Annotated in this window: 11 protein-coding genes and 1 pseudogene; 9 read left to right on the forward strand and 3 right to left on the reverse strand. The window is 55.0% G+C overall.

Annotation, left to right across the window (positions count from 1 at the left end; all coding sequences use genetic code 11):
• Window positions 1-27: 27 nt before the first annotated feature.
• Window positions 28-855 (reverse strand): nitrogenase iron protein, encoded by an 828-nt coding sequence (gene nifH / locus G494_RS0115900; protein ID WP_028585313.1) that lies wholly within the window; start codon window positions 853-855, stop codon window positions 28-30.
• A gap of 566 nt (window positions 856-1,421) precedes the next feature.
• On the opposite strand from nifH, the gene nifA reads away from it, so the two are divergent.
• Window positions 1,422-3,035 carry a nif-specific transcriptional activator NifA gene (nifA, locus tag G494_RS0115905; protein ID WP_035246979.1) on the forward strand — a complete coding sequence of 538 codons (1,614 nt, stop codon included), beginning with the start codon at window positions 1,422-1,424 and terminating at the stop codon, window positions 3,033-3,035.
• 5 nt (window positions 3,036-3,040) lie between these two features.
• On the opposite strand, the gene G494_RS0115910 is transcribed toward nifA, so the two are convergent.
• Entirely contained in the window at window positions 3,041-4,168 is a 1,128-nt protein-coding gene (locus tag G494_RS0115910; protein ID WP_028585315.1) for a LeuA family protein, read from the reverse strand.
• Between the two features lie 266 nt (window positions 4,169-4,434).
• Window positions 4,435-5,214: an enoyl-CoA hydratase/isomerase family protein gene (locus G494_RS0115915; RefSeq protein ID WP_028585316.1), complete on the reverse strand. Its 780-nt coding sequence runs from the start codon at window positions 5,212-5,214 to the stop codon at window positions 4,435-4,437.
• Between the two features lie 588 nt (window positions 5,215-5,802).
• Here G494_RS0115915 and G494_RS0115930 point away from each other — a divergent pair.
• The 8 genes and pseudogenes from G494_RS0115930 to G494_RS0115975 all read left to right on the forward strand — a co-directional run bounded on the left by G494_RS0115930 (window position 5,803) and on the right by G494_RS0115975 (window position 20,421).
• Window positions 5,803-7,257: an aspartate kinase gene (locus tag G494_RS0115930; RefSeq protein ID WP_232362581.1), complete on the forward strand. Its 1,455-nt coding sequence runs from the start codon at window positions 5,803-5,805 to the stop codon at window positions 7,255-7,257.
• 98 nt (window positions 7,258-7,355) lie between these two features.
• A pseudogene (locus tag G494_RS0115935) lies at window positions 7,356-7,622 on the forward strand (amino acid ABC transporter permease); the annotation flags it as partial.
• Between the two features lie 499 nt (window positions 7,623-8,121).
• Entirely contained in the window at window positions 8,122-9,858 is a 1,737-nt protein-coding gene (gene ggt, locus G494_RS0115945; protein ID WP_028585321.1) for a gamma-glutamyltransferase, read from the forward strand.
• A gap of 1,266 nt (window positions 9,859-11,124) precedes the next feature.
• Window positions 11,125-12,441, forward strand: a complete 1,317-nt coding sequence (locus tag G494_RS0115955; protein WP_028585322.1) for a substrate-binding protein — start codon at window positions 11,125-11,127, stop codon at window positions 12,439-12,441.
• A gap of 19 nt (window positions 12,442-12,460) precedes the next feature.
• The gene (locus tag G494_RS0115960; RefSeq protein WP_028585323.1) at window positions 12,461-16,639 is read left to right on the forward strand and encodes a response regulator; all 4,179 of its coding nucleotides are present in this window, start codon (window positions 12,461-12,463) and stop codon (window positions 16,637-16,639) included.
• Between the two features lie 199 nt (window positions 16,640-16,838).
• On the forward strand, window positions 16,839-17,684 hold the full coding sequence (locus G494_RS0115965; protein WP_035246984.1) for a CheR family methyltransferase: 846 nt from the start codon (window positions 16,839-16,841) through the stop codon (window positions 17,682-17,684).
• Entirely contained in the window at window positions 17,668-18,258 is a 591-nt protein-coding gene (locus G494_RS0115970; RefSeq protein WP_028585325.1) for a chemotaxis protein CheB, read from the forward strand. The genes G494_RS0115965 and G494_RS0115970 overlap by 17 nt, the downstream gene beginning before the upstream one ends.
• A gap of 141 nt (window positions 18,259-18,399) precedes the next feature.
• Complete coding sequence (locus G494_RS0115975; RefSeq protein WP_028585326.1) at window positions 18,400-20,421, forward strand: ATP-binding response regulator; 2,022 nt, start codon at window positions 18,400-18,402, stop codon at window positions 20,419-20,421.
• The last annotated feature ends 572 nt before the right edge of the window (window positions 20,422-20,993 follow it).

The raw sequence follows: 20,993 nt of genomic DNA on the forward strand, positions 1-20,993 counted from the left end.
ATTCTCCTTGCTTGTAGTAAAGAACGCTTAGGCTTCCAGCAGACCGAAGTCCAACAACAGCTGCTCCAATTCTTCTATTTCCAGGGGCTCGGGAATGACGAACATATCGTTGTCGTCAATGGCCTTGGCCAGACCGCGATACTCGTTGGCCTGATCGCACTCCCCGTTCCACTCGATCACGGTTTTCCGATTAATCTCCGCTCTCTGGACATCGTTATCCCGGGGCACAAAGTAGATCATCTGGGTACCGAGCTTTCGAGCCAGCTCCTCGATCATCTCCTTCTCGTTATCCACGTTTCTGGAGTTGCAGATCAGACCGCCCAGGCGAACCGCACCGGACTGGGCATACTTCATGATCCCCTTGCAGATGTTGTTGGCGGCATACATGGCCATCATCTCACCGGAACAGACGATATAGATCTCTTCTGCCTTGCCGTCGCGGATGGGCATGGCAAAGCCTCCGCAGACGACATCGCCAAGCACATCGTAGAAGGCGTAGTCCAGGCCTTCGCTCTCTTCATAGGCCCCCAGAGACTCCAGCATGTTGATGGAGGTGATGATGCCACGACCGGCACAACCTACCCCGGGTTCAGGCCCACCGGATTCCACGGACCAGGATCCGCCATAGCTCGGCTTGCGGATATCATCGAGTTCCACATCCTCACCTTCCTCCCGCAGGGTATCCAGCACCGACTTCTGGGCCAGCCCACCCAGAAGCAGCCGGGTGGAGTCGGCCTTGGGATCACAACCGACCACCATGACTTTGCGCCCCATCTCCGCAAGCCCAGCCACTGTATTCTGGGTGGTGGTGGACTTGCCGATCCCGCCTTTACCGTAAATTGCTACCTTTCTCATGATTGTCTCCTTGTTGCTCAGGTTGTGCGCCCCAGCCTCTCAGGCGTGGATGTACCTGTTCACAGCCACCAGGCCGGGCAAAACATGTGTTGCTCACACGTGGTATACCTCTCCCTTGAGCAAGGGCTGTGCCAGGAAGAGCCCTTCAGGAAAACAATAACAAAAACAAACCATTACAACAAAGGACCTTACAGACCATCCCCTGCATTGCCTGCCACTCTCTTCATTCTTGCCAGGATCCTTCCCTTTGGTAGCCTTTGCTACAATTCTGTCTCTCCGGAGTCTCCCCGAGCCACAATCCAAATATTTTACATTTCTGAAACAGAGACTTGATTTCACTCACACAATTGTCAACAACCTGAACAGAAGAATCCGGCCTGTGTATTTTTCCAATATAATATCAGGATATTAACTGGACAAACGCCTGAAAAGGCAGCTGGCATCCCTCTTGCTTCAGAAGATGAAGAACAAGGCCGGTCTCTTCTTTGCCACAACCGTCACGGCCGACAAAACAGAACCAAGCCCAGCCAAGCCGCTTACCTCAGCAGCACCAACGAGAGCAGATCATGGATTCAAACCAGAGGACAGGGCCTACAACCAGCGCCGATGCCCAGAAGATGGAGCTGTTGGCGCTCCACCGAATAACCGAGCTCATCGGCAACGCCGCCAACCTGGAGACGACCCTGGCTAACATCCTGGCCGTGCTCTACAATACCATGAAGATGGAACGGGCAACCCTGTTGCTCTATGATCAGCAACGGCAGAAGCTCGCCATCAAGGCCTCCTACGGTCTCTCTGCAGCGGAAGAAATGCGGGGGGTCTACAGTCTGGATGAGGGGATTTCCGGCCGGATTTTTCGGACCAAGTCCCCCTTTGTGGTCCCGGATATTCAGAGTGAACCCCTCTTTCTCAACCGGACAGGGGCCCGTTCACAACTGGACCGGACCAAGGTCGCCTTCCTCGGGGTACCGGTATCGGTACAGGGACGGCCAGAGGGGGTGCTCACGGTGGATCGACTCTTTGGAGACGAGGTCTCCTTTGACGAGGACATCCGCTTTCTCATGGTCCTGGCGACCCTGATCGCCCAGTTCCTTACCCTGCACCGGGAGATCCAAAAAAAGGAGGCCAGACTGGTCCGGGAAAACGAGTCCCTGAAGGCCAAGCTGCATCGAACCCATAAGGGCCACTACATCATCGGTCACTCCAAGCCCATTGGAGAGGTCTTTAATATCATACAAAAACTTTCGCGAAGCAATGCCACCGCCCTGCTTTTGGGAGAGTCCGGGACCGGCAAGGAGCTGGTGGCCCGTGCCATCCATGAAAGCGGCCTGCGCTGCAAGCGCTCCTTTATTAAGATCAACTGCGCGGCCCTGCCCGAGACCCTGCTGGAGAGTGAGCTGTTCGGCCACGAACGAGGTGCCTACACCGGCGCGCACACCTCCCGTGCAGGACGATTTGAGCTTGCCGACAGGGGCACCCTCTTCCTGGACGAGATAGGAGAGATGCCCCTGGCCCTCCAGGCCAAGATGTTACGGGTACTCCAGGAGAGGCAGTTTGAACGGCTGGGCGGGACCAAGACCCACAGCGTGGATGTCCGCATCATTGCCGCCACCAATGTCAGCCTTGACCAGGCAGTGACCGGGGGGAGGTTCCGTGCAGACCTCTACTATCGCCTCAATGTGGTACCCATAACCCTGCCCCCGTTGCGGGAACGAAGCGACGATATCCCCCTGTTGCTCAACCACTTCCTCAGCGCCAGTAACCAACGCAACGCTCGGCGGATAAAGATCAGCTCTGAACTGCTCGATTTCCTGATGAGCTACCAGTGGCCGGGCAATGTCCGGGAGATGCAGAACCTGGTTGAGCGAATGGTGATCCTGGCCGAAGGCGACCGACTCACCTTAAACGACCTCCCCTCTGACCTCCTGACCTGCTCTGCACCCCTGGGGAGCGTTCTTCCCCTGCCGGACAGGGACAGAGGGAGGGTCACGCCTCCGACGCCCCCTCCGTCATCGCTTCAGGAGTTGGAACGCAGCCAGATCATTGCCGCCCTCAACCGCAACGGCTGGGTCCAGGCAAAGGCGGCCAGGGAGTTGGGACTCACCCAGAGGCAGATCGGCTACCGCATCAAAAAGTTCAACCTGCAGCAGGAAAACCCCTACCGCCAGGACTCGGAGTAGCCCCTTCAGCTGAGCTGCCAGAGGCTCTTCAGTTCCTGAAGGGTCAAACCACGGCCCTTGTCCCTCCCTGCCCGGCGGACCTTCTCGACCAGGCCATCGAGCCTGGCCTCACTGGCCGGACCCTCAAGCAGGCCAAGACGCTCCAACTGGTGACCCAGGGCCGCCTTACCGCTCTTGGCCCCGATCAACAGCCGGCGCTTGCTGCCGATTCGTTCCGGCGGGTAGGGTTCATAGGTGCGTGGCTCTTTGAACAGGCCGTCGAGATGGAGACCGGACTCACAGCTGAAGATGGCCTCTCCCAAGAGCGGCTCTCTGGAGCCGATGACGACTCCCGCTTCGGCTGCAAGGTAGAGGGCCAGAGACTTCAGGGGCTTGAGTTGCATCCCCCCCTCTCCCCGCAGGATCACCAGGTAGGCGACCAGCTGTTCCAGGGGAGCACAGCCGGCCCGCTCCCCCAAACCGAGGAGCGCCCCATCGGCCCAGTTGGCCCCGGCCTCCAGGGCGGCGACGGCATTACCGCAGGCCAGGCCAAAGTCATTGTGGGTGTGCACCCCCAACTCTGCCCGAATGGTCACCTCGCCTACCTGTTCCACCAGTCTGCTCAGGCTCCCGGGAGAGGCAACCCCCACGGTATCGGCAAGCCTGATCCGGACGGCACCTGCCTCTTCGGCAAGCCGGGCCATTTCCCGGACAAAGCCGGCCTCTGCCCGGGTGGCGTCTTCGAAGCCGACCGCCACCTCCAGCCCCAGGCCGATGGCCAGCCCGATGCTCTCTGCCAGGGTCCGGCAGGCCCAGGCACGATCCCTCTCCAGCTTATGGCGCAGATGGATATCAGACACCGGTATGGAGAGGGAGACCACCCTGCCCCCCAACTCGGCTGCATGTCGAATATCAGCATCCAGACAACGGGCCCAGAGGGAGGTACGAAGCCCGGGATGGTGGCCTGCACAGTAGGCCAGCAGTTCAGCGAGTTGGTGGGAAAGGGGGGAGGCAATCCCCAATTCGACCTCAGCCACCCCGACTTGGGCCAGGTGATCGACGATGCTCTTTTTCTGCTCCAGGCTGAAGTTCAGCCCTGGGGTCTGCTCCCCTTCTCTGAGGGTGGTATCGATGAGTTTGTACGAATCTGTCATGAAGGGCTCCTTGAATGAGGTTCTCCCGAGGGTACAGCAAGAGCGATACCAGTCCGTGGCGGTGGCTACAGATGATTCAGGAGAACCGCCGCCTCATCGGCTGAGCCGAGTTCATCCTGGACGCTCTCCCCTTAAAAAAAGAAGAGCCGAACAGCACAGTGCTGTTCGGCTCTTATCTGCAAAGGCCCCTCAAGCTGCGTTCAAGGCAGCCTCAAGAGAGGCAAAAGGGCTGCCCTTCCAGAGCCTGCCACAAGGCAGGATGATCCCTACTTTTCCTGCCAGACCGGGTTGCGCCGTTCAAAGAAGGCCCGGACCCCCTCCTTGGCGTCATCGGTGGTGCAGAGGCGGGCAAAGGCCTCGTTCATCAGGTCAAACTGACGGAAGTAGTCCATATCCTCAGAGGCATAGTAGCCCTGCTTGGCAATCTGAACCGCCACCGGGCTCTTCTTGGCCAGGGTCTCTGCCCAGGCCAGGGCTGCGTCCTCCAGCTCCTCCTTGGCGACTATCCGATTGAGCAGGCCAAGCTCCTTGGCCTCAGGGGCCTTGATCAGGTCACCGTAGAGTAACAGTTCAAGGGCCTTTTTCCTCCCCACACAGCGGGCCACCGGCACAATCGGGCCCACACAGTTCAGGCCCACATTGATGGCGGTCAGTCCCATCTTGGTATTGTCTGCGGCAATGGCCAGATCCGCTGCCGCAACCAGGCCCATACCGTTGGCCGCCGCAACTCCCTGCACCTGGGCAATAACGGGTTTTTTCAGACGGGCGATGGTGATCAGCGGCTGCTCCATGTGTTCGATCCAGGCCCGGTACTCCATGGCACTCTTGCCTTCCAACTCGTTGACATCGATGCCCGCGCAAAAGGCCTTGCCCGCCCCCTTGACCAGGATCACCCGAACCGCGGGCTCCTCGTCCATGGCCCGCAGGGCCTGGGCAAGCTCCCCGGCAAGACCACTGTTAAAGGTGTTGAGCTGCTCCGGCCGGTTCAAGGTGATGGTGCCGACAAATCGGTCGTTTACATCGCTGAGAAGATGGGTGTACGCCATGGGTCTACCTCCTGTTTAGTGTCTAGCCCTAAAAGGCTGCTTCACTCCATCTCGGGGTCATACTCAAAAAAAACATCCTCGAAATATCAATCAGCCACCTTGAAAAATTGCTTTTTTTTCCAATCTCGGCGTTGCACTCAAAATTTTATCCTAGGAATATCAATTATATGCCTGCGGTAAAATTTATCGCGCGCCTTGACTTTGATCGAAAAATCTCATTTTTCAAGGTTCCCAATTATATGTCTGCGGTGTTTTTTCTCGCAGTCCTTGAGCTTGAGCGAAAGAGCCCATCTATGGACAGGCACTGTTTTAAGTTGAACTACGCCTACCTCCGACAAATCAGACTTGGTTAGTCCGTGTTTTTTTGAAAAACGCTTACCCTTCCAGCGGGTTCTCCAGGTGAGCCGCAGCCCGCCGGGCCCGGAACGGCCCCGGTTCCAAGGGGAGTATCCACACCACCCTGCAGTTCAAGGCTCCCTAAAAATCCCCTGGTCAGAGAAAACAGGGTTTTGTATTTTCCTCTTCTGTGGCATATTCAGCCACCCCAGGCAGACAGGGATCCGCTCCCGGACACCTGGGAAAAAAGCCATGCACAACAAGGAGATCGAAGAGAACACCTCCTTCACCAATACCTCAAAACGCCAAAAATACCATCGAAAAATGAAAGTAATAAAAATCGGCGGCGGCTGCCTCAAGGGTATCAAGACCATCCGTCACATCTCCCGTCTCATCCCCAGCTACGGCAAAGGCCATATCCTTGTGGTCTCGGCCCTCTACGGGGTCACCGATATCCTGATTAACGGGATAGACAAGGCCCTGAAAGACGAAGAGCTGATCCTGCCCCACCTGGAGATCATCCTCAAGCTCCACCTCTCGGTTGCCACCCACCTGATGGAATCGGCAGAGTGTGTCCAGGGCTACAAGCGTGAACTGGCGGACACGGTCAAGCTCCTGGAGCGCTATTACTACGGCCTCAACTTCACAGGGGAACTCACCCCCAAGATGGCCGACGCCATCAGCTGCCTGGGTGAGCGCTTCTCGGCCCAGCTCCTGGCCTGGACCCTCCGCTCCTACGGCCTCAACTGCGGCTATATGTTTCCCCAGGAGATGCCCCTCTACACCGACGGCAAGTTCGGCGACGCCACCGTTGACCTGGAGGCCACCGGCAAGGCCCTGCAGGACTCGCTTCTCCCCTACCTTGCCGCCCATGACATGGTCTTTGTTCCCGGCTTCTACGGGGTCAGCCAGAAGGGAGAGATTACCACCTTTGGCCGTGGCGGCAGTGACTACTCGGCTGCTGCCATTGCCGCGGCAGCCGATGCCGAGGTCCTGGAGATCTGGAAGGATGTGGACGGCTTCATGACTGCTGATCCCAAGTTTGTTCCCCAGGCAGAGTTTATCCACTGCCTCTCCTACGAGGAGTGCGCCGAGCTCTCCTACTTCGGGGCCACCATCCTCCATCCCAGGACCGTGGAACCGGTCCGCCAGCGCGGCATCGAGATCGTGATCAAGAACACCATGCGCCCCGAGGCACGGGGCACGGTGATTACCGACTCCTCGGGCCAGAGCGCAAAGATCATCAAGAGTATCACCTATACTGAGGATATCGCCATCCTCAAGGTCCATGCCTCGGGAGTGGGCTACCGGCCGGGGATCCTCAGCATCGTCTCCGGGGCGATCACCGATGCGGCCTTAAACATCAAATCCGTGGTCGCCACCCAGACCTGCATCAGCTTCCTGCTCTCCAAGAAGGACCTGGACCCGGCCTTCGCAGCCCTGGAACGGATCCAGCCCAGACCCTATCGCCTGCTGGAACGGGAAGACGAACTGGTGCTCCTGGCCATCGTCGGCGAAGGCCTCTCCAGCAGCATGGGGGTAGCGGCCCGCTGCTTCAGCGCCATCTCCGGGGAAGATATCAACGTGGAGATGATCTCCTTTGGCCCCTCCAAGGCGGCACTCTACTTCCTGCTCCACCGGGATAAACTCTACCAGGGGGTCCACGCCCTCCACCAGACCTTCTTTGCGGCAGCACAGCAAGCGTAGCATGCTGCCTGCGGACACTGCCGGCCTTGTTGGCTGAGCCCCTGTATGAGGGTTCAGCCAACAGCGCCGGCCGACCATCCCCGCCCCGGCTGCCGACGATCCTGCCCCAGGCCCTCAAACAGATGCTGCCGGCCATTGTCGGCCTGTTCATCGCCGCCGTCAAGGATACCTCCCTGGCCTATATCATCGGGGTGATGGAGCTGACCACCGCGGCCTACTCCATCAACAACCGGCTGATGCTCTACCCCTTTGAGATCTACACCACCATAGCGGTGCTCTACTTCATCTGCTGCTACCTGCTCAGCCGCTACGCCAACCGGCTGGAGCGCAGACTCAGCCCGGAACGGACCAGGCTGGCGATGTAGGCCCGCCCACACTCCGCCAACAGGCCCCCCGGAGAGTTGCTCAGCCCTTACAGGCGAGCACAACTCCAAAGACGGTCACCATTGCCCCCGAGACCTTCTCCACTCGAAAGATCCACCTCCTCAGCCCCTGTTTGCTCCGCCGGTTCCCCAAGACCTCCCGGACCAGAACCACCAAGGTCATCCAGGGGGCATAAAGCCAGGCCACCAGGCTAGGGCCCTTGCCAAGCTGAGCACAATCTTCCTTTGCCTCAGCCCACACCATTCTCCCGTCCCAGCAACATTCCAGCCACCTTCCTGTCGGAGCCGACCCCATTGCCGCTGCTGCAGCCAAGATACAAGCACCGGCAATAGTTGCTTTTCAGCAGAATCCATGCTAGCTAACTGCCAAAATTCTATAAAAATTATTACCAAAAAAGATTAACACTGTAGCTGTCAAAAAAAATTACATGGCAACTGCACATTCCCCGGTTCCGGGGACAACATTTTCCAGGAGAATCGTATGAGGCAAGATAACCTTCTCACCCGCTGCAGCCGGTTGGCATTGCTGGCCTGCGGGGCCCTGCTCATCCAGGCCCAGCTCGTCCTTGCTGCCGCCATCATCGAGGGCGAGCGGATGCATCCGGTCCAGGGCACCAGGGGGATGGTGGTCACCAGCCACTTCCTGGCCACCCAGTCGGCCCAGGAGGTACTGAAAAGGGGCGGCAACGCCATTGATGCCGCGGTGACGGCCGCCTTTTCCCTGGCCGTCACCCAGCCCCGTTCAGGCAACATCGGCGGAGGCGGTTTTATGCTGATCTCCTCGGAGAAAAAAGATGAGGTGGTAGCCATCGATTACCGGGAAAAGGCCCCGGCCAAGGCCTATACCGAGATGTTTCTCGACCAGGATGGCCACGCCGACAACCAGCTCTCCCGCTTCTCCCACCAATCCGCAGGCGTGCCCGGCACGGTGGCCGGTCTGGCCCTGGCCCTGGAAAAGTACGGCACCATCACTCTCCAGGAGGCCATGGCCCCGGCCATCAAACTGGCTGAAGAGGGCTTCATCGTCACGCCCCGGTTCAGCGAGGGTCTCAAGGCCAAACAGAAGCGCCTCCAGCAATGGGACTCCTCCCGGAAACTGTTCTACAAGGCGGACGGCAGTTTCTACGAACCCGGCGATCTCTTTGTCCAGCAGGACCTGGCCGCGACCCTGAAGCGGATCTCCGCCCAGGGACCCCGGGAGTTTTACACCGGCAGGACCGCAGAACTCCTGGTGGCAGAGATGGAGCGCCACGGCGGGATGATCACCATGGAGGACATGAAGAATTATCAGCCTGCCATCCGCACCCCCATCCACGGCAGCTACCGCGGCTACGATATCTACTCCATGTCGCCGCCCAGCTCCGGCGGCACCCACGTGGTCCAGATCCTCAACATCCTGGAGGGCTATCCCATCGCCGACTATGGCCACAACTCGGCCAGGACCATCCACCTGATGGCCGAGGCCATGAAGCGGGCCTATGCGGACCGTTCCCTCTACCTGGGTGACGAGGATTTTGTCCAGATCCCCCTCAAGGGACTCACCTCCAAGGCCTATGCCGCCTCCCTCCGGGAAACTCTCAACCAGGAACAGGCCACCCCCAGCAAGACCATCCTGCCGGGTACGCCCGTGGGCTATGAGAGCAACGAGACCACCCACTTCTCCATCACCGACCAGTACGGCAACGCCGTCTCCACCACCTACACCATCAACTTCAGTTATGGGTCCGGGATCGCCGTGGAAGGCGCCGGCTTCCTCCTGAACAACGAGATGGACGACTTTTCCGCCAAGCCCGGCTCTCCCAACGGCTACGGCCTGATCGGCGGCAAGGCCAACAAGATCGAGCCCAACAAGCGGATGCTCAGCTCCATGTCCCCCACCATTGTCAAGGATAAGGGCAAAAACTTCCTGGTCACCGGCAGCCCCGGAGGTTCCCGGATCATCACCACCACCCTCCAGGTGATCATGAACGTGATCGACCACGGCCTGAACATCCAGTCCGCCGTGGCTGCCCCCCGGGTACACCACCAGTGGCTGCCCGATGAGATCCGGATCGAGGAAGGTATCAGCCCGGACACCATCGCCAAACTCCAACAGATGGGCCATGCTGTCCAGCAGAAGTCTTCCATGGGGGCGATCCAGTCCATCATGGTCAAAGACGGGGTGATGTACGGCGGTGCCGACCCGAGACGAAGCACCGGCCAGGCCATGGGCTTGTAAGCCTCTTCATTTTCCCGGGTGGACAGCAGAGTCTGCCCACCCGAACCGTTCCCCCTCCCCTCGAACACCTCTACCCTGCGTAGCCGGAGTCCTCTGAACCTGAGGGGTAGAAAAAAACTTTCTCTGTTGTCTCGCCTCCTTCAAAGCCTGCAAAGAGGAGCAGGGCGCCCCCCCATGGGCCCAGGCCTCATTGGACAGCTCAGCCATCGCTCTATCGTTTATTCCTGATCGCCTCAGCCATTGCCCCACCTCCCTGGTCAGCTTCTTTTTTTAGGCCTCAACCCTTGCCAGTCCTGCCGCTCCCCTGGCCTCTACAGGACAAGGGCTTGGTCAAGGCGGAGAGACTGCCGTAAGCCAGACAGGTGCAACCAAGCCAGGGGAAGAGATCCCTTTGACACGGCAGCCCAGAAGACAAAGAGAGACCTGACCCCTTGCCCCTTTCCCGGACTGAGCACTATCCTCTGCTGGCCAAACAGGGGAACAGCCAGGAACTGCGTCAGGATATTTTCCAGTGACACCAGGCCCTCTGTCGGGACGGGCAAAAGTTGTTGGTAGCAGCGGGCCCTCTCCCTCACCAGTTAGAGGCCAAGAACAACGAGAGAGCCGGACAAACAAATGCGTTGAATAATCACCTAGTTTCAACCAAAGCCACCACATAACCACAAACTAACATTTCTATCATAAAAACTGATATCATGATATTTCCTTGACAAAACAGGGCGAAAAGTAAAAAATGAATGAGCACTCAGCTATAAAACCACCTTCAGATCTACCTGACTCACCACCATCCACCTTAAGAGGGCTCTTCTTCGCATGACAACCACGCTGTTTCCTGGGCACAGGCTCCAGGACACCTCCAGTAACTGTTTTTCCTCCTTCAGCCCTCATCATCCCGCCCTGACTGTTCGCCCTACGGGCTACGAACCATTCATTACAACCCTCTTGGGAAGATGACAGGCCGGCCCGTTCCCGGGGCAGCACCGAACCGCTCGAAACTGGCAGAGAGCTCTTATCCAGGGGATAACGGCTGCACGGCTTAAAAGCAGGGTTCGCCTTTCCCGGATAGAGCTAAGAAATTGACCACGCAGCAAGAGTGGGGCAGAGATCAAGACAAGAGGGTGTACAATTACTGATACCCCCTCTATACTGTAGCAAGGCTCACCTTTCAGAAAAGAGCAACAGCCCACAGACGAGCCGGTATGGAGCGGCTGCTCCCAGACATCATCTCAACATAGAGTTTCAGAAGATCCGCCAAGGAATCCAGCCATGAGAAACCAGATCTCCACCATCTCGCGGGTATCCCTCACCCTCCTCATCCTCCTGTTCTCAGTTTCCCGCTCATCCGCCAGCACCCCAGATACCACCTTATCCATCGATACCACCCTACGCATCGGCCTGAACTACCCCAAAACCGGCCCCTACTCTGTTCAGGGAGCGGATCAGTTCAGGGCCGCAAGCCTGGCAGTTGAAGAAATAAACCGTACCGGCGGTATCCTGGGCAGAAAGGTGGAACTGATTAGCCGTGACTCTCAATCAAGGGTGGCTACCACCTATCGCAATGTGAGAGAATTGATAGACGAGGAAAAAGTAGCCATGGTTTTTGGCGGCTCTGCCAGCGATACCGCCATTGCCGCCTCAGATCTCTGCCGACGAAAAGGAGTCCTCTTTTTCGGGACCCTCACCTACTCCACAGCCACAACCGGTGCAGAGGGCAACAGATATACTTTTCGTGAATGTTACAACTCCTGGATGGGGGCAAAGGCTTTAGCAGCCTATCTGAACCGCCTCTATCCAGCCAAGACCCATCGATACTTTTATATCACCTCTGATTACACCTGGGGACATACCACCGAAGAGTCCCTGAGGATCTTTACCGGTACAGAAGAGCGAAAGACCCACAAGAGGATCACCACTCCCTTCCCCGATGCAAGGGACCAAGATTTCAGAAAGGCCATCGCCTTTGCAAAACTCATCAACCCTGATGTTCTGGTCCTGGTACTGTTTGGCAAGGATATGAGTACCGCCATACGTCAGGCAACGATCCAGGGACTTAAAACAAAGATGCACATTGTGGTCCCCAACCTGACCCTGGGTATGGCTGAAAGCGGTGGCCCCAAGGTTATGGAAGGGATCATAGGCACCCTGCCCTGGACCTGGCAGGTTCCCTATAGATACAACTATCCGAGGGGAAAAACATTTGTTGAAACATTTGCCCAACGATTCAACAGATACCCAAGCACATCCGGGGCATCTGCATATACTATTGTCTACCAATACAGGGATGCCGTGGAGCGCGCCGGCTCCCTGCAAACGCCCGAGGTGATAAGGGCCCTGGAGGGACACAGCTATCAACTGCTCAAAGATAAGCAGAGCTGGCGTTCCTTTGATCACCAATCGGTGCAAACGGTGTACACCGTCAGATGCAAGCCCCAGACAGAGGTACTCAAAGACAAGTTCAAACTCGACTTCTTTGAGATAGTGGACTCCATGCCTGGTGAACAGGCGGTGCGAACACGATCGGAATGGAATGCAGCAAGGGTAACGGCCGGAAAGCCTTTGAGTCTGGAAAAGCTGGATCTGTAAAAAAAAGCAGGAAAACGACATGAGAGCAGCCGCCTTGAACACCTTTTATTTTGCAAGCCTGAAGCATAAGATTCTCTTTGGATTCCTGTTCTCCATCCTGCCCATGTTGGTCATTGTCTTGATCAGCTTTTTTCCTGCCAGGGAAAGTGCCCTGAGCAGCAGTCGTAATCAGATTGGCCTCATCAGCACCAGTGGCAGTGAAAAGATAAACGGGTTTTTCCAAAGCGGAGCAAACATCTTCTCAGAATGGACCCAGGAGGATGTGTTTGGCATGGCCATAGAGTTTGAGGCACTTGACGAGTTAAAAAAGCATGTTACCTCCTTACAATCTCGACATCCCGAGTTTCATCTGGTCCTGATCACCGATGCAAACGGTATCATCCTTGCGAAAAACAGCAGTTCACATCTCAATGGCCAAAACATCCACTTGACCACAGGCAGCAGTGTCCGGGAAACAGACCTGATCATTTCCGGCCAGGATCGTGCTGTATTCCTGGTGGACAACAACCCCATCGCAAGCTCGCAATCGCAAGCTCGCCCATCTCTGCTCTACAGCTTCAGGACTTCCGACTCATCGGGTAAGGCAAACGGTTACCTCCTCGCCTACAGGGAATTAACAGCCTTATCGGCCAACACCGAGAGTATCCTTCTGGAAATGAAACGCAGCGGATTCATGACCAGTCGGGTTGCTGTTATGAATACGGCTTCGGAAAAGCTCATCGTCTTTTCAGGCGAGAATATTTCCGCTGGCCAACAGGCCTTTGGCCCCTCCCTGCAGCCCCTCCTGCGCCAAGCCATGCCTGGCGAGATCAGCAGCATCAGCAGCGAACGCGGCAGCGAACAGATCGTATTTATGCCCTTGATCATGGCTCCCACGACCTATCGTAGCTTCGCCTCCGCTCAAGACGGCTCAGTGCTCTCGCTGGTGATCTCGGTCGAAGAAGAGGAGATCATCTCAAGGGTGAACAGGACCTTGATGATCTCGGTGATTATCGGAGCAGTCGCTCTCTTTGCCATCATCTTCATCGCTTTTTTTACGGTCAGATCAATAACAGGCCCCATCGGCAACCTGGTTGAGGTTCTCCAGAGGTATGCAAGCGGCGACCCAACGGTACGAGCTGAAATAACGAGCCGTGACGAAATAGGCTATCTTAGCGAAGAGTTCAATACCATGCTGGAGCAGATCAACCATTCCGCCAGCTCCCTTCAGGAAAGTGAATCTCGATACCGCCTGATCTTTGCCAATCTTCAACAGGCGGTCAACGCTAAGGAGTATGCCTTCAGGTTTAATCCCGGCTCAACAGATGATGACCTGGCCATCTCCCTCAACAAGATGCTCGAGACCCTGGAAACCAGTGACCTCAGGGCAAACCGGGAAGACTGGTTGAAAACCGGCCTGACTCACTTAAGTGAGAAGATCAGCGGCGAACATAAACTTGCAGACTTATGCCGAATCGCCATCACCTTTATTGCAACCTACACCGGCGCCCAGGTGGGCACGATCTTTGTCAAAGAGGGTGATTCTCTGGGCAGTGGGGATGAGTGTTTCAAACTCATAGCCAGCTATGCCTTTCGCAGCAGAAAGGGATTGGCCAACAGCTACCAGAAAGGCGAAGGACTGGTCGGCCAGGCAGCGCTGGAAAAGAAGACCATCCATTTCAGCGATATTCCGGACGACTACATCAAGATTGAATCTTCGCTGGGGATGACCCCCCCAAAAAACCTCCTGGTTATCCCCCTGATCTACGAGGGCGATGTCAAAGGCATTATTGAACTGGGCGCAAGTTTTCTCTTTACGCCACGCTATCTCGACTTCTCCGAACAGGTCGGCAGCGTGGTGGCCGTTGCCATCAATGCAGCCATGGCCAATGACCGCTTAAAAGAGCTTCTTGAACAGACCAGGAGACAGTCGGAAACACTCCGCAACCAGCAGCAAGAGCTCCAAAAAGCCAATGCCGAGTTGGAAGAGCAGACTGCAGAGCTGAAGGAATCTGAAGCCAGGCTGCAGGTCCAGCAGGAGGAGCTCCAGGCGAGCAACGAGGAGATGGAAGAAAAGAACGAGCTGCTTGAAGAACAAAAGAAGGAGAATGAATCCAAGAACCGTCACCTGCGGGAAAAACAAGAGGAGATAGAGGAGAAGGCACGACAGTTGGAACTTGCCACCAAATACAAGTCGGAATTCCTCTCCAACATGTCCCATGAACTCAGAACCCCATTGAACTCGATCCTGCTGCTTGCAAATCTGCTTGCAGAAAACGAGGAGAATAACCTGAACGATGATCAGGTCGAGTCAGCCACAGCTATCCACAGGGGCGGCCAGACCCTGTTACACCTCATTAACGAGATCCTGGATCTTTCCAAGATAGAGGCAGGCCAGGTGGAACTGAGCCTGTCCGCAACCACTCCGAAAACCATTGCCACCAACTTTGAGTTGGAATTCAACCATCTTGCCAAGAGCAAGGGACTGGAGTTTCGAACAGAACTCGGAGAAAACCTCCCCGAAAGCCTGATCACCGACGAATACCGCCTGGAGCAGATCGTAAGAAATCTCCTTGGAAATGCCTTTAAATTCACAGAAAAAGGAAGCATCACCCTGACTATAGCACGACCAGGAGCCGGAACCATCATCAGCAGAAAAGATCTTGACCCCAGCCATGCAGTAGCAATTTCGGTGACAGACACCGGACCCGGAATACCGGCAGACAAGTTGAACCTGATCTTTGAATCCTTCAGGCAGGTTGACGGATCCATCAGCCGGAGCCATGGCGGGACCGGTCTCGGCCTTTCCATATCCAGAGAACTGGCTCAGCTTATTGGCGGTCACCTCACGGCAACAAGTACCCTCAACCAGGGGGCGGAATTCACCCTGATCCTCCCTGAGACCCTGAGCAGAGATGAGGTCCAATCAGTACAAGCACGCCAACAACCGCTGGCGCCCCCAGGGGAGACAGAAGCCGCTCCAACCGCTCAGGCGGAAAAGGTGACTGAAGAGCTGGTTGCTGCTCCAGCCAGTGAAGGCAGCAGTTCCGGGAAGAGTATGCTGATCATCGAAGACGACAAGGTGTTCGCCACCATCCTTTCTAATTACTTCCAAAAAAACGGCTACCAGAGCATTGTCGCCGACAGCGGAGAATCCGGGGTCAAGTACGCCATCGAGCATAAACCGACAGCTGTCATCCTGGACATAGGCCTTCCTGGGATTGACGGCTGGACGGTTTTAAATGAACTGAAAAAGAACCCTGACACCAGACATATCCCTGTTCATATCATGTCCGCCTTCGATGCCTCTGGCAAGGGGCTCCAACAGGGGGCTGTTGGTTACCTGACCAAACCCGTCGGCAGCCAAGAATTACGAACCGCCCTGGAGAGCATAGAGTACGTCCTGGAAAACGAGGTAAAAGAACTGCTGGTTGTTGAAGACGACGCAACCCTGCGCAACAATATCATGAGGCTCATGGAAACCCAGGACATCCATACCACAGCCGCGGAAACCGGCGCCCAGGTAATGGAACTGCTGAGATCGACCCGTTTTGACTGCATGATCCTCGACCTTGGCCTGCCGGACATTTCCGGCTTCACCCTCCTTGACGAGATAAAAAAAGACGCCTCCATCACCCCTCCGCCGGTGATCATCTATACCGGACGTGACCTGACACGGGAAGAGACGGAGAGGTTGGAACAATACTCCTCCACCATTGTCGTCAAGAGCGCCTACTCCCAGGAACGACTGCTTGATGAAACAGCGCTTTTTCTCCACCGGGTTGAACAGAACATGCCGGATGCTCACAAGAAGATGATTCGGGAGGTGCGGGAGAAAGATTCCAGCATCAAAGGGAAAAAAGTCCTCCTGGTGGATGATGACATGAGAAACGCCTTTGCCTTGAACAAGTTTCTGACAAGCAAGGGGGTCGAAGTCACCATTGCAGACAACGGCAGAAAGGCCCTGGAGCTCCTGGAAAAAGAACAACGTCCTGACATCGTCCTGATGGATATCATGATGCCGGAGATGGATGGCTACGAAGCGATAACAAACATCAGAAAAAACAAAAAGTTCAAGGAGCTGCCCATCCTCGCCCTAACGGCAAAGGCGATGGAGACAGACCGTGAAAAATGTATCAGCTGCGGCGCCAATGATTATCTCTCCAAACCCATTGACACCACCAAGCTCTTGTCCATGTTGAGAATTTGGATGTACTAGAGGGTATCATGGATACTGAAATATCTTGTTCAAGATCAGTTAAGCGCAGCCCCCGAGGCATACGAGGAAAAAAGACCACAGGTATCCAAGAGGAGTCTACGCTTAGCTCCGAGGATAAACCCTTGAGCACGAGGCAGGCACTGGGCGAAGTGACAACGCATCACGCTAGCCTCAAACCATAAAGTCCAGACAGGGAACAATGGACAACGAAGAACTGGAAATAACGCTTTTACTCGAGGCCATGCAATCCCGCTACGGCTATGACTTCCGGGGATATGCCCGGGCATCGTTGACAAGACGAATCAAGAAAGGCTTGGCAGAAACAGGGCTGCAGAGAATCTCCGAACTGATCCCGCCGATACTTTACGACAGGGATTTCTTCAACAAGTTTGTCGCAAACCTCTCTGTTCACGTGACGGAAATGTTCAGAGACCCCCTTTTCTTCAAGGCCCTTCGTGAAGAGGTCATCCCCTATCTCAAGACCTTTCCATTTATAAAGATATGGTCTGCAGGTATCTCCACAGGCGAAGAGGTCTACTCACTTGCCATCGTGCTCAAGGAGGAAGGGCTCTACGAGAAGAGCAGAATCTATGCCACGGATTTTAGCGATACCGTCCTTGAAAAAGCCCGAAAAGGCATCTACCCCACAGACTTGATAAAGAAAAGCACCAAAAATTACCAGAAATCGGGCGGGAGTACATCGTTTGGAAACTATTACCACGCCGATTATGAGTCTGCTATCTTTGACCGAGCCCTCAAAAAAAATATAGTCTTTGCCAACCACAACATGGTGACCGACAGTGTTTTCGGCGAGATGCACCTTATCCTCTGCAGGAATGTCCTGATCTATTTTGATGCCAATCTCCAAAACCATGTGTTCCAACTCTTCTTTGACAGTCTGCGCCCCAATGGCTTCCTCTGCCTGGGCAGCAAGGAGACCCTCGAGTATTCAAAAGAAAAGGATAACTTTGTAGCTGTTATCAAGAGACAAAAAATTTACCAGAAAAAGAAAACCCATAGAGGGTACCATGCAGAATCACTATGAGGCCGTTGTCATAGGCGTATCTGCTGGTGGATTCAGGGCCCTGCACACTCTGCTTTCCGAGTTGCCCGACCATTTTACCCTTCCGGTCATGATCGTTCAGCATCGCAAGGCCTCGGCCGAAAACTACCTGGTCACCTCCCTTAACAAGAACTGTCGACTCCTGGTCAAGGAGGCTGACGAGAAAGAAAAAATCACCTCTGGGACGGTCTACCTTGCTCCGGGGGATTACCATCTCCTGGTGGAAAAAGACAAAACCCTATCCTTATCCATAGATGAACCTGTCTGCTACTCGAGACCATCAATCGATGTCCTCTTTGAAACAGCGGCAGCGACGTACCAGGCCGGCCTCATCGGAATAATTCTCACCGGCGCGAACAGCGACGGCAGTGCAGGGATACGGTCAATAAAAGCAGGCGGCGGACTGACGATCTCCCAACATCCTGAGACGGCAGAAGCTGATACCATGCCGCTGGCCGCCATCGCTACCAAGGCGGTTGATTACATCCTCACCCTGCAGGAGATCTCCCCCTTCCTCAATGACCTGCTGGAGCAGTCCCATGAAACCAAGGAGTAGTAAGGAAAAAATTGACCTCTGCAAACAGGCGAAGACCAGCAGCTGCCATGTAGAAGAGCAGCAGAGCAGGGTTCTCTGTCCTGACAGGACGATGCATTTTGCGATTATAAAGATAACACCAGTCTCTTTCAGTTAGATTCCATGAATAAAGATATCGACCAGAGTAGATCACCACAAAATAGCGCCCCCCCCAAGGTGCTCGTTGTTGACGACACCCCTGAAAACATCATTGCCCTCAAAAAGCTGCTCAACAAACTTGACCTCACTGTTACAACCGCAAATTCCGGAAATGAGGCACTGGCTGAAACCTTATACAACGACTTCGCTCTCATCTTTCTGGATGTACAGATGCCGGAGATGGACGGTTATGAGGTAGCCGACATTCTTAAATCAAATGAAAAGACCGCCTCGATACCGATTATTTTCATTACAGCCATTGATCGAGATCACACCAAGGAGCTCAAGGGCTACGACAAGGGAGCAGTCGATTTCATCTTTAAGCCTTTCAATGAATTCATCCTCCTCAACAAGACCAAGATATTTCTTGACATACATAAGATGAAATCCAGCCTGGAGACACTGGTGTCCGAAAGGACATCTGCCCTCAACGAGAGCAACCTGCAACTACAAAGGGAAATATCCAGGAAAGAGGAGACTGAAAGAGAGCTCATCAGGACCAAATCACACCTCACCAGCATCATCAATTCCATGTCATCGATTCTGGTGGGAACGGATGCCAAGGGCCTCATCAAGGACATGAACCTGACCGCTGTCAACTTTTCAGGCATAGACTTTAGCGATGCCCAGGGGAAATCGATTCATGAAGTTTTACCTTTATTTTCAGAGACAGTAAGAGAGCTTCTCGAACGATCCACCAGCAATGGTCCTGTTGAAAAGACCAAGATTCCGATAAGCGTTGATGGGGTCGAAAGTGTTTTCAACTTTGCACTCTACCCTCTGATTGGCGAAGATTTTGACCAGGTCGTGATCAGGGTCGATGACGTGACCAAGGCTCAACAGATGGAAGAGGAAATAGAAAAACGCCGTCACATCGACTCGCTTGGACAACTGGCCGGAGGCGTTGCCCACGACTTCAACAACATGCTCAGTGCCATCATGGGAGCGGCAGAGATGCTTCGGCTTAAAGCCGGAGGCAACCCCAGCCTGGCCAAATATATCGACGGCATCATATCATCGGTGGAACATGCTGCAAACCTCACCAATAAGCTGTTGAGGTTTGCCAAGAAGAAGGCAGGAGGAGAGGAGACCGTTGACGTCCACAGCCTAATTAAGGACACCGTCCTCATCCTGCAGAGAAGCATAGATAAGCGTATCGAGATTGTCGTCAAGACAGATGCAGCCCAGAGCATGGTACAGGGAGACAACTCAGAACTGTCCAATGCCCTGCTGAACATAGGCATCAACGCAAGAGACGCTATGCCCAACGGAGGCCTCTTAACGATCACCACTAAAAACCGCCTCATCAATGACAGCCACACAGCCTCCACCCTTGAACTCTCAAAAGGACAGTACCTGGAGTTGAGCGTCGCAGACACCGGAACAGGTATGAGCGACGAGGTAAGGAACAAGGCCTTTGAACCTTTTTTTTCGACCAAGGAACCGGGCAAGGGGACAGGGCTCGGACTGGCCAGTGTCTATGGCACCATAAAATCACACTCCGGAACCATTCGTCTGGAAAGCTCGCCGGGAAAAGGAACCACCTTTACCCTTCTCCTGCCAACCAGCACCAAGGTGGCCAAACATCCCCGCCCAACGCCGCATCCTGATTTGGAAGAAAAAATTCAGGGCACGGTCTTGTTGGTAGATGACGAGGAAAACGTTCGTACTATCGGCTCCGCCCTTCTTGTAGAGTTGGGCCTGGAGGTGCTCACTGCAAAAAATGGCCGGCAGGCGGTTGATATTGTACAAGCGCAACAGGATAAGATTTCACTTATCATTCTCGACATGATAATGCCCGAGTTAAACGGTCACGACTGCTTTCAAGAGATTAAAAAAATCATGCCGGACGCAAGGGTTCTCATCTGCAGCGGCTACGCTCCCGATGAAACAGTCGCAAAACTCCTCCGGGAAGGTGTACTTGCTCTCATCAAAAAACCATTCCGCTTTGCCGAACTCAAAGAAGTTGTCCACACCTATCTATGAACCAGGGGAGTGCAGACCTCATCTGACAGCCTGGCTCTTGGCAAGAGCCAGGGGCAGCGGCTTTCAGAGAGAAGCAACTTGCTTGCAAATGGATAGCGGCTGTGGCCCTCTTCCAGTCGCTCTCCAAGAGCTCCCTCAACGGCTCGATTCGAGCAGACGCCTGGCCCTTGTTTTTCCGGATATGCGGCTGCAGGCAACACTGCCCTCGTCAGGGGCCACTTCTGCTGGTACCTGCAGGCCGGACAACAAATAGCCCGCCCTGAAACAGACCCTATTTTTTCATGGATTCCGGGTTGAACCCTTTCCCATCCCCAGTCCGTTCTTGCCGCTCCTTCCCCTCTCCTGCAGGACTCCTCTGCCTGGACCAGCCCTGGAGATCCAAACGATAATTGCTTGGAAAAAATAATAAAAGACGATAGCCTTGTATCATCGCGAACACGATAGAGGATCATCCCAAAAGGGATGCCAGCAGAGAGGACAACAGAGGGATAGAGATGACCGTTCAACCAATCCTGATGATAGGCAACGATACCTTGGGGAAAAGATCCACGGATATCGACTTCAGAAAAGAC

The sequence above is a fragment of the Desulfogranum mediterraneum DSM 13871 genome, from assembly GCF_000429965.1.
Taxonomy (GTDB): Bacteria; Desulfobacterota; Desulfobulbia; order Desulfobulbales; family Desulfobulbaceae; genus Desulfogranum; species Desulfogranum mediterraneum.

What these genes read in the sequence shown, in the direction of transcription:
- nifH (WP_028585313.1), bottom strand. Translation starts at nt 855, where the DNA reads ATGAGAAAGGTAGCAATTTACGGTAAAGGCGGGATCGGCAAGTCCACC.
- nifA (WP_035246979.1), top strand. Translation starts at nt 1,422, where the DNA reads ATGGATTCAAACCAGAGGACAGGGCCTACAACCAGCGCCGATGCCCAG.
- G494_RS0115910 (WP_028585315.1), bottom strand. Translation starts at nt 4,168, where the DNA reads ATGACAGATTCGTACAAACTCATCGATACCACCCTCAGAGAAGGGGAG.
- G494_RS0115915 (WP_028585316.1), bottom strand. Translation starts at nt 5,214, where the DNA reads ATGGCGTACACCCATCTTCTCAGCGATGTAAACGACCGATTTGTCGGC.
- G494_RS0115930 (WP_232362581.1), top strand. Translation starts at nt 5,803, where the DNA reads ATGCACAACAAGGAGATCGAAGAGAACACCTCCTTCACCAATACCTCA.
- ggt (WP_028585321.1), top strand. Translation starts at nt 8,122, where the DNA reads ATGAGGCAAGATAACCTTCTCACCCGCTGCAGCCGGTTGGCATTGCTG.
- G494_RS0115955 (WP_028585322.1), top strand. Translation starts at nt 11,125, where the DNA reads ATGAGAAACCAGATCTCCACCATCTCGCGGGTATCCCTCACCCTCCTC.
- G494_RS0115960 (WP_028585323.1), top strand. Translation starts at nt 12,461, where the DNA reads ATGAGAGCAGCCGCCTTGAACACCTTTTATTTTGCAAGCCTGAAGCAT.
- G494_RS0115965 (WP_035246984.1), top strand. Translation starts at nt 16,839, where the DNA reads ATGGACAACGAAGAACTGGAAATAACGCTTTTACTCGAGGCCATGCAA.
- G494_RS0115970 (WP_028585325.1), top strand. Translation starts at nt 17,668, where the DNA reads ATGCAGAATCACTATGAGGCCGTTGTCATAGGCGTATCTGCTGGTGGA.
- G494_RS0115975 (WP_028585326.1), top strand. Translation starts at nt 18,400, where the DNA reads ATGAATAAAGATATCGACCAGAGTAGATCACCACAAAATAGCGCCCCC.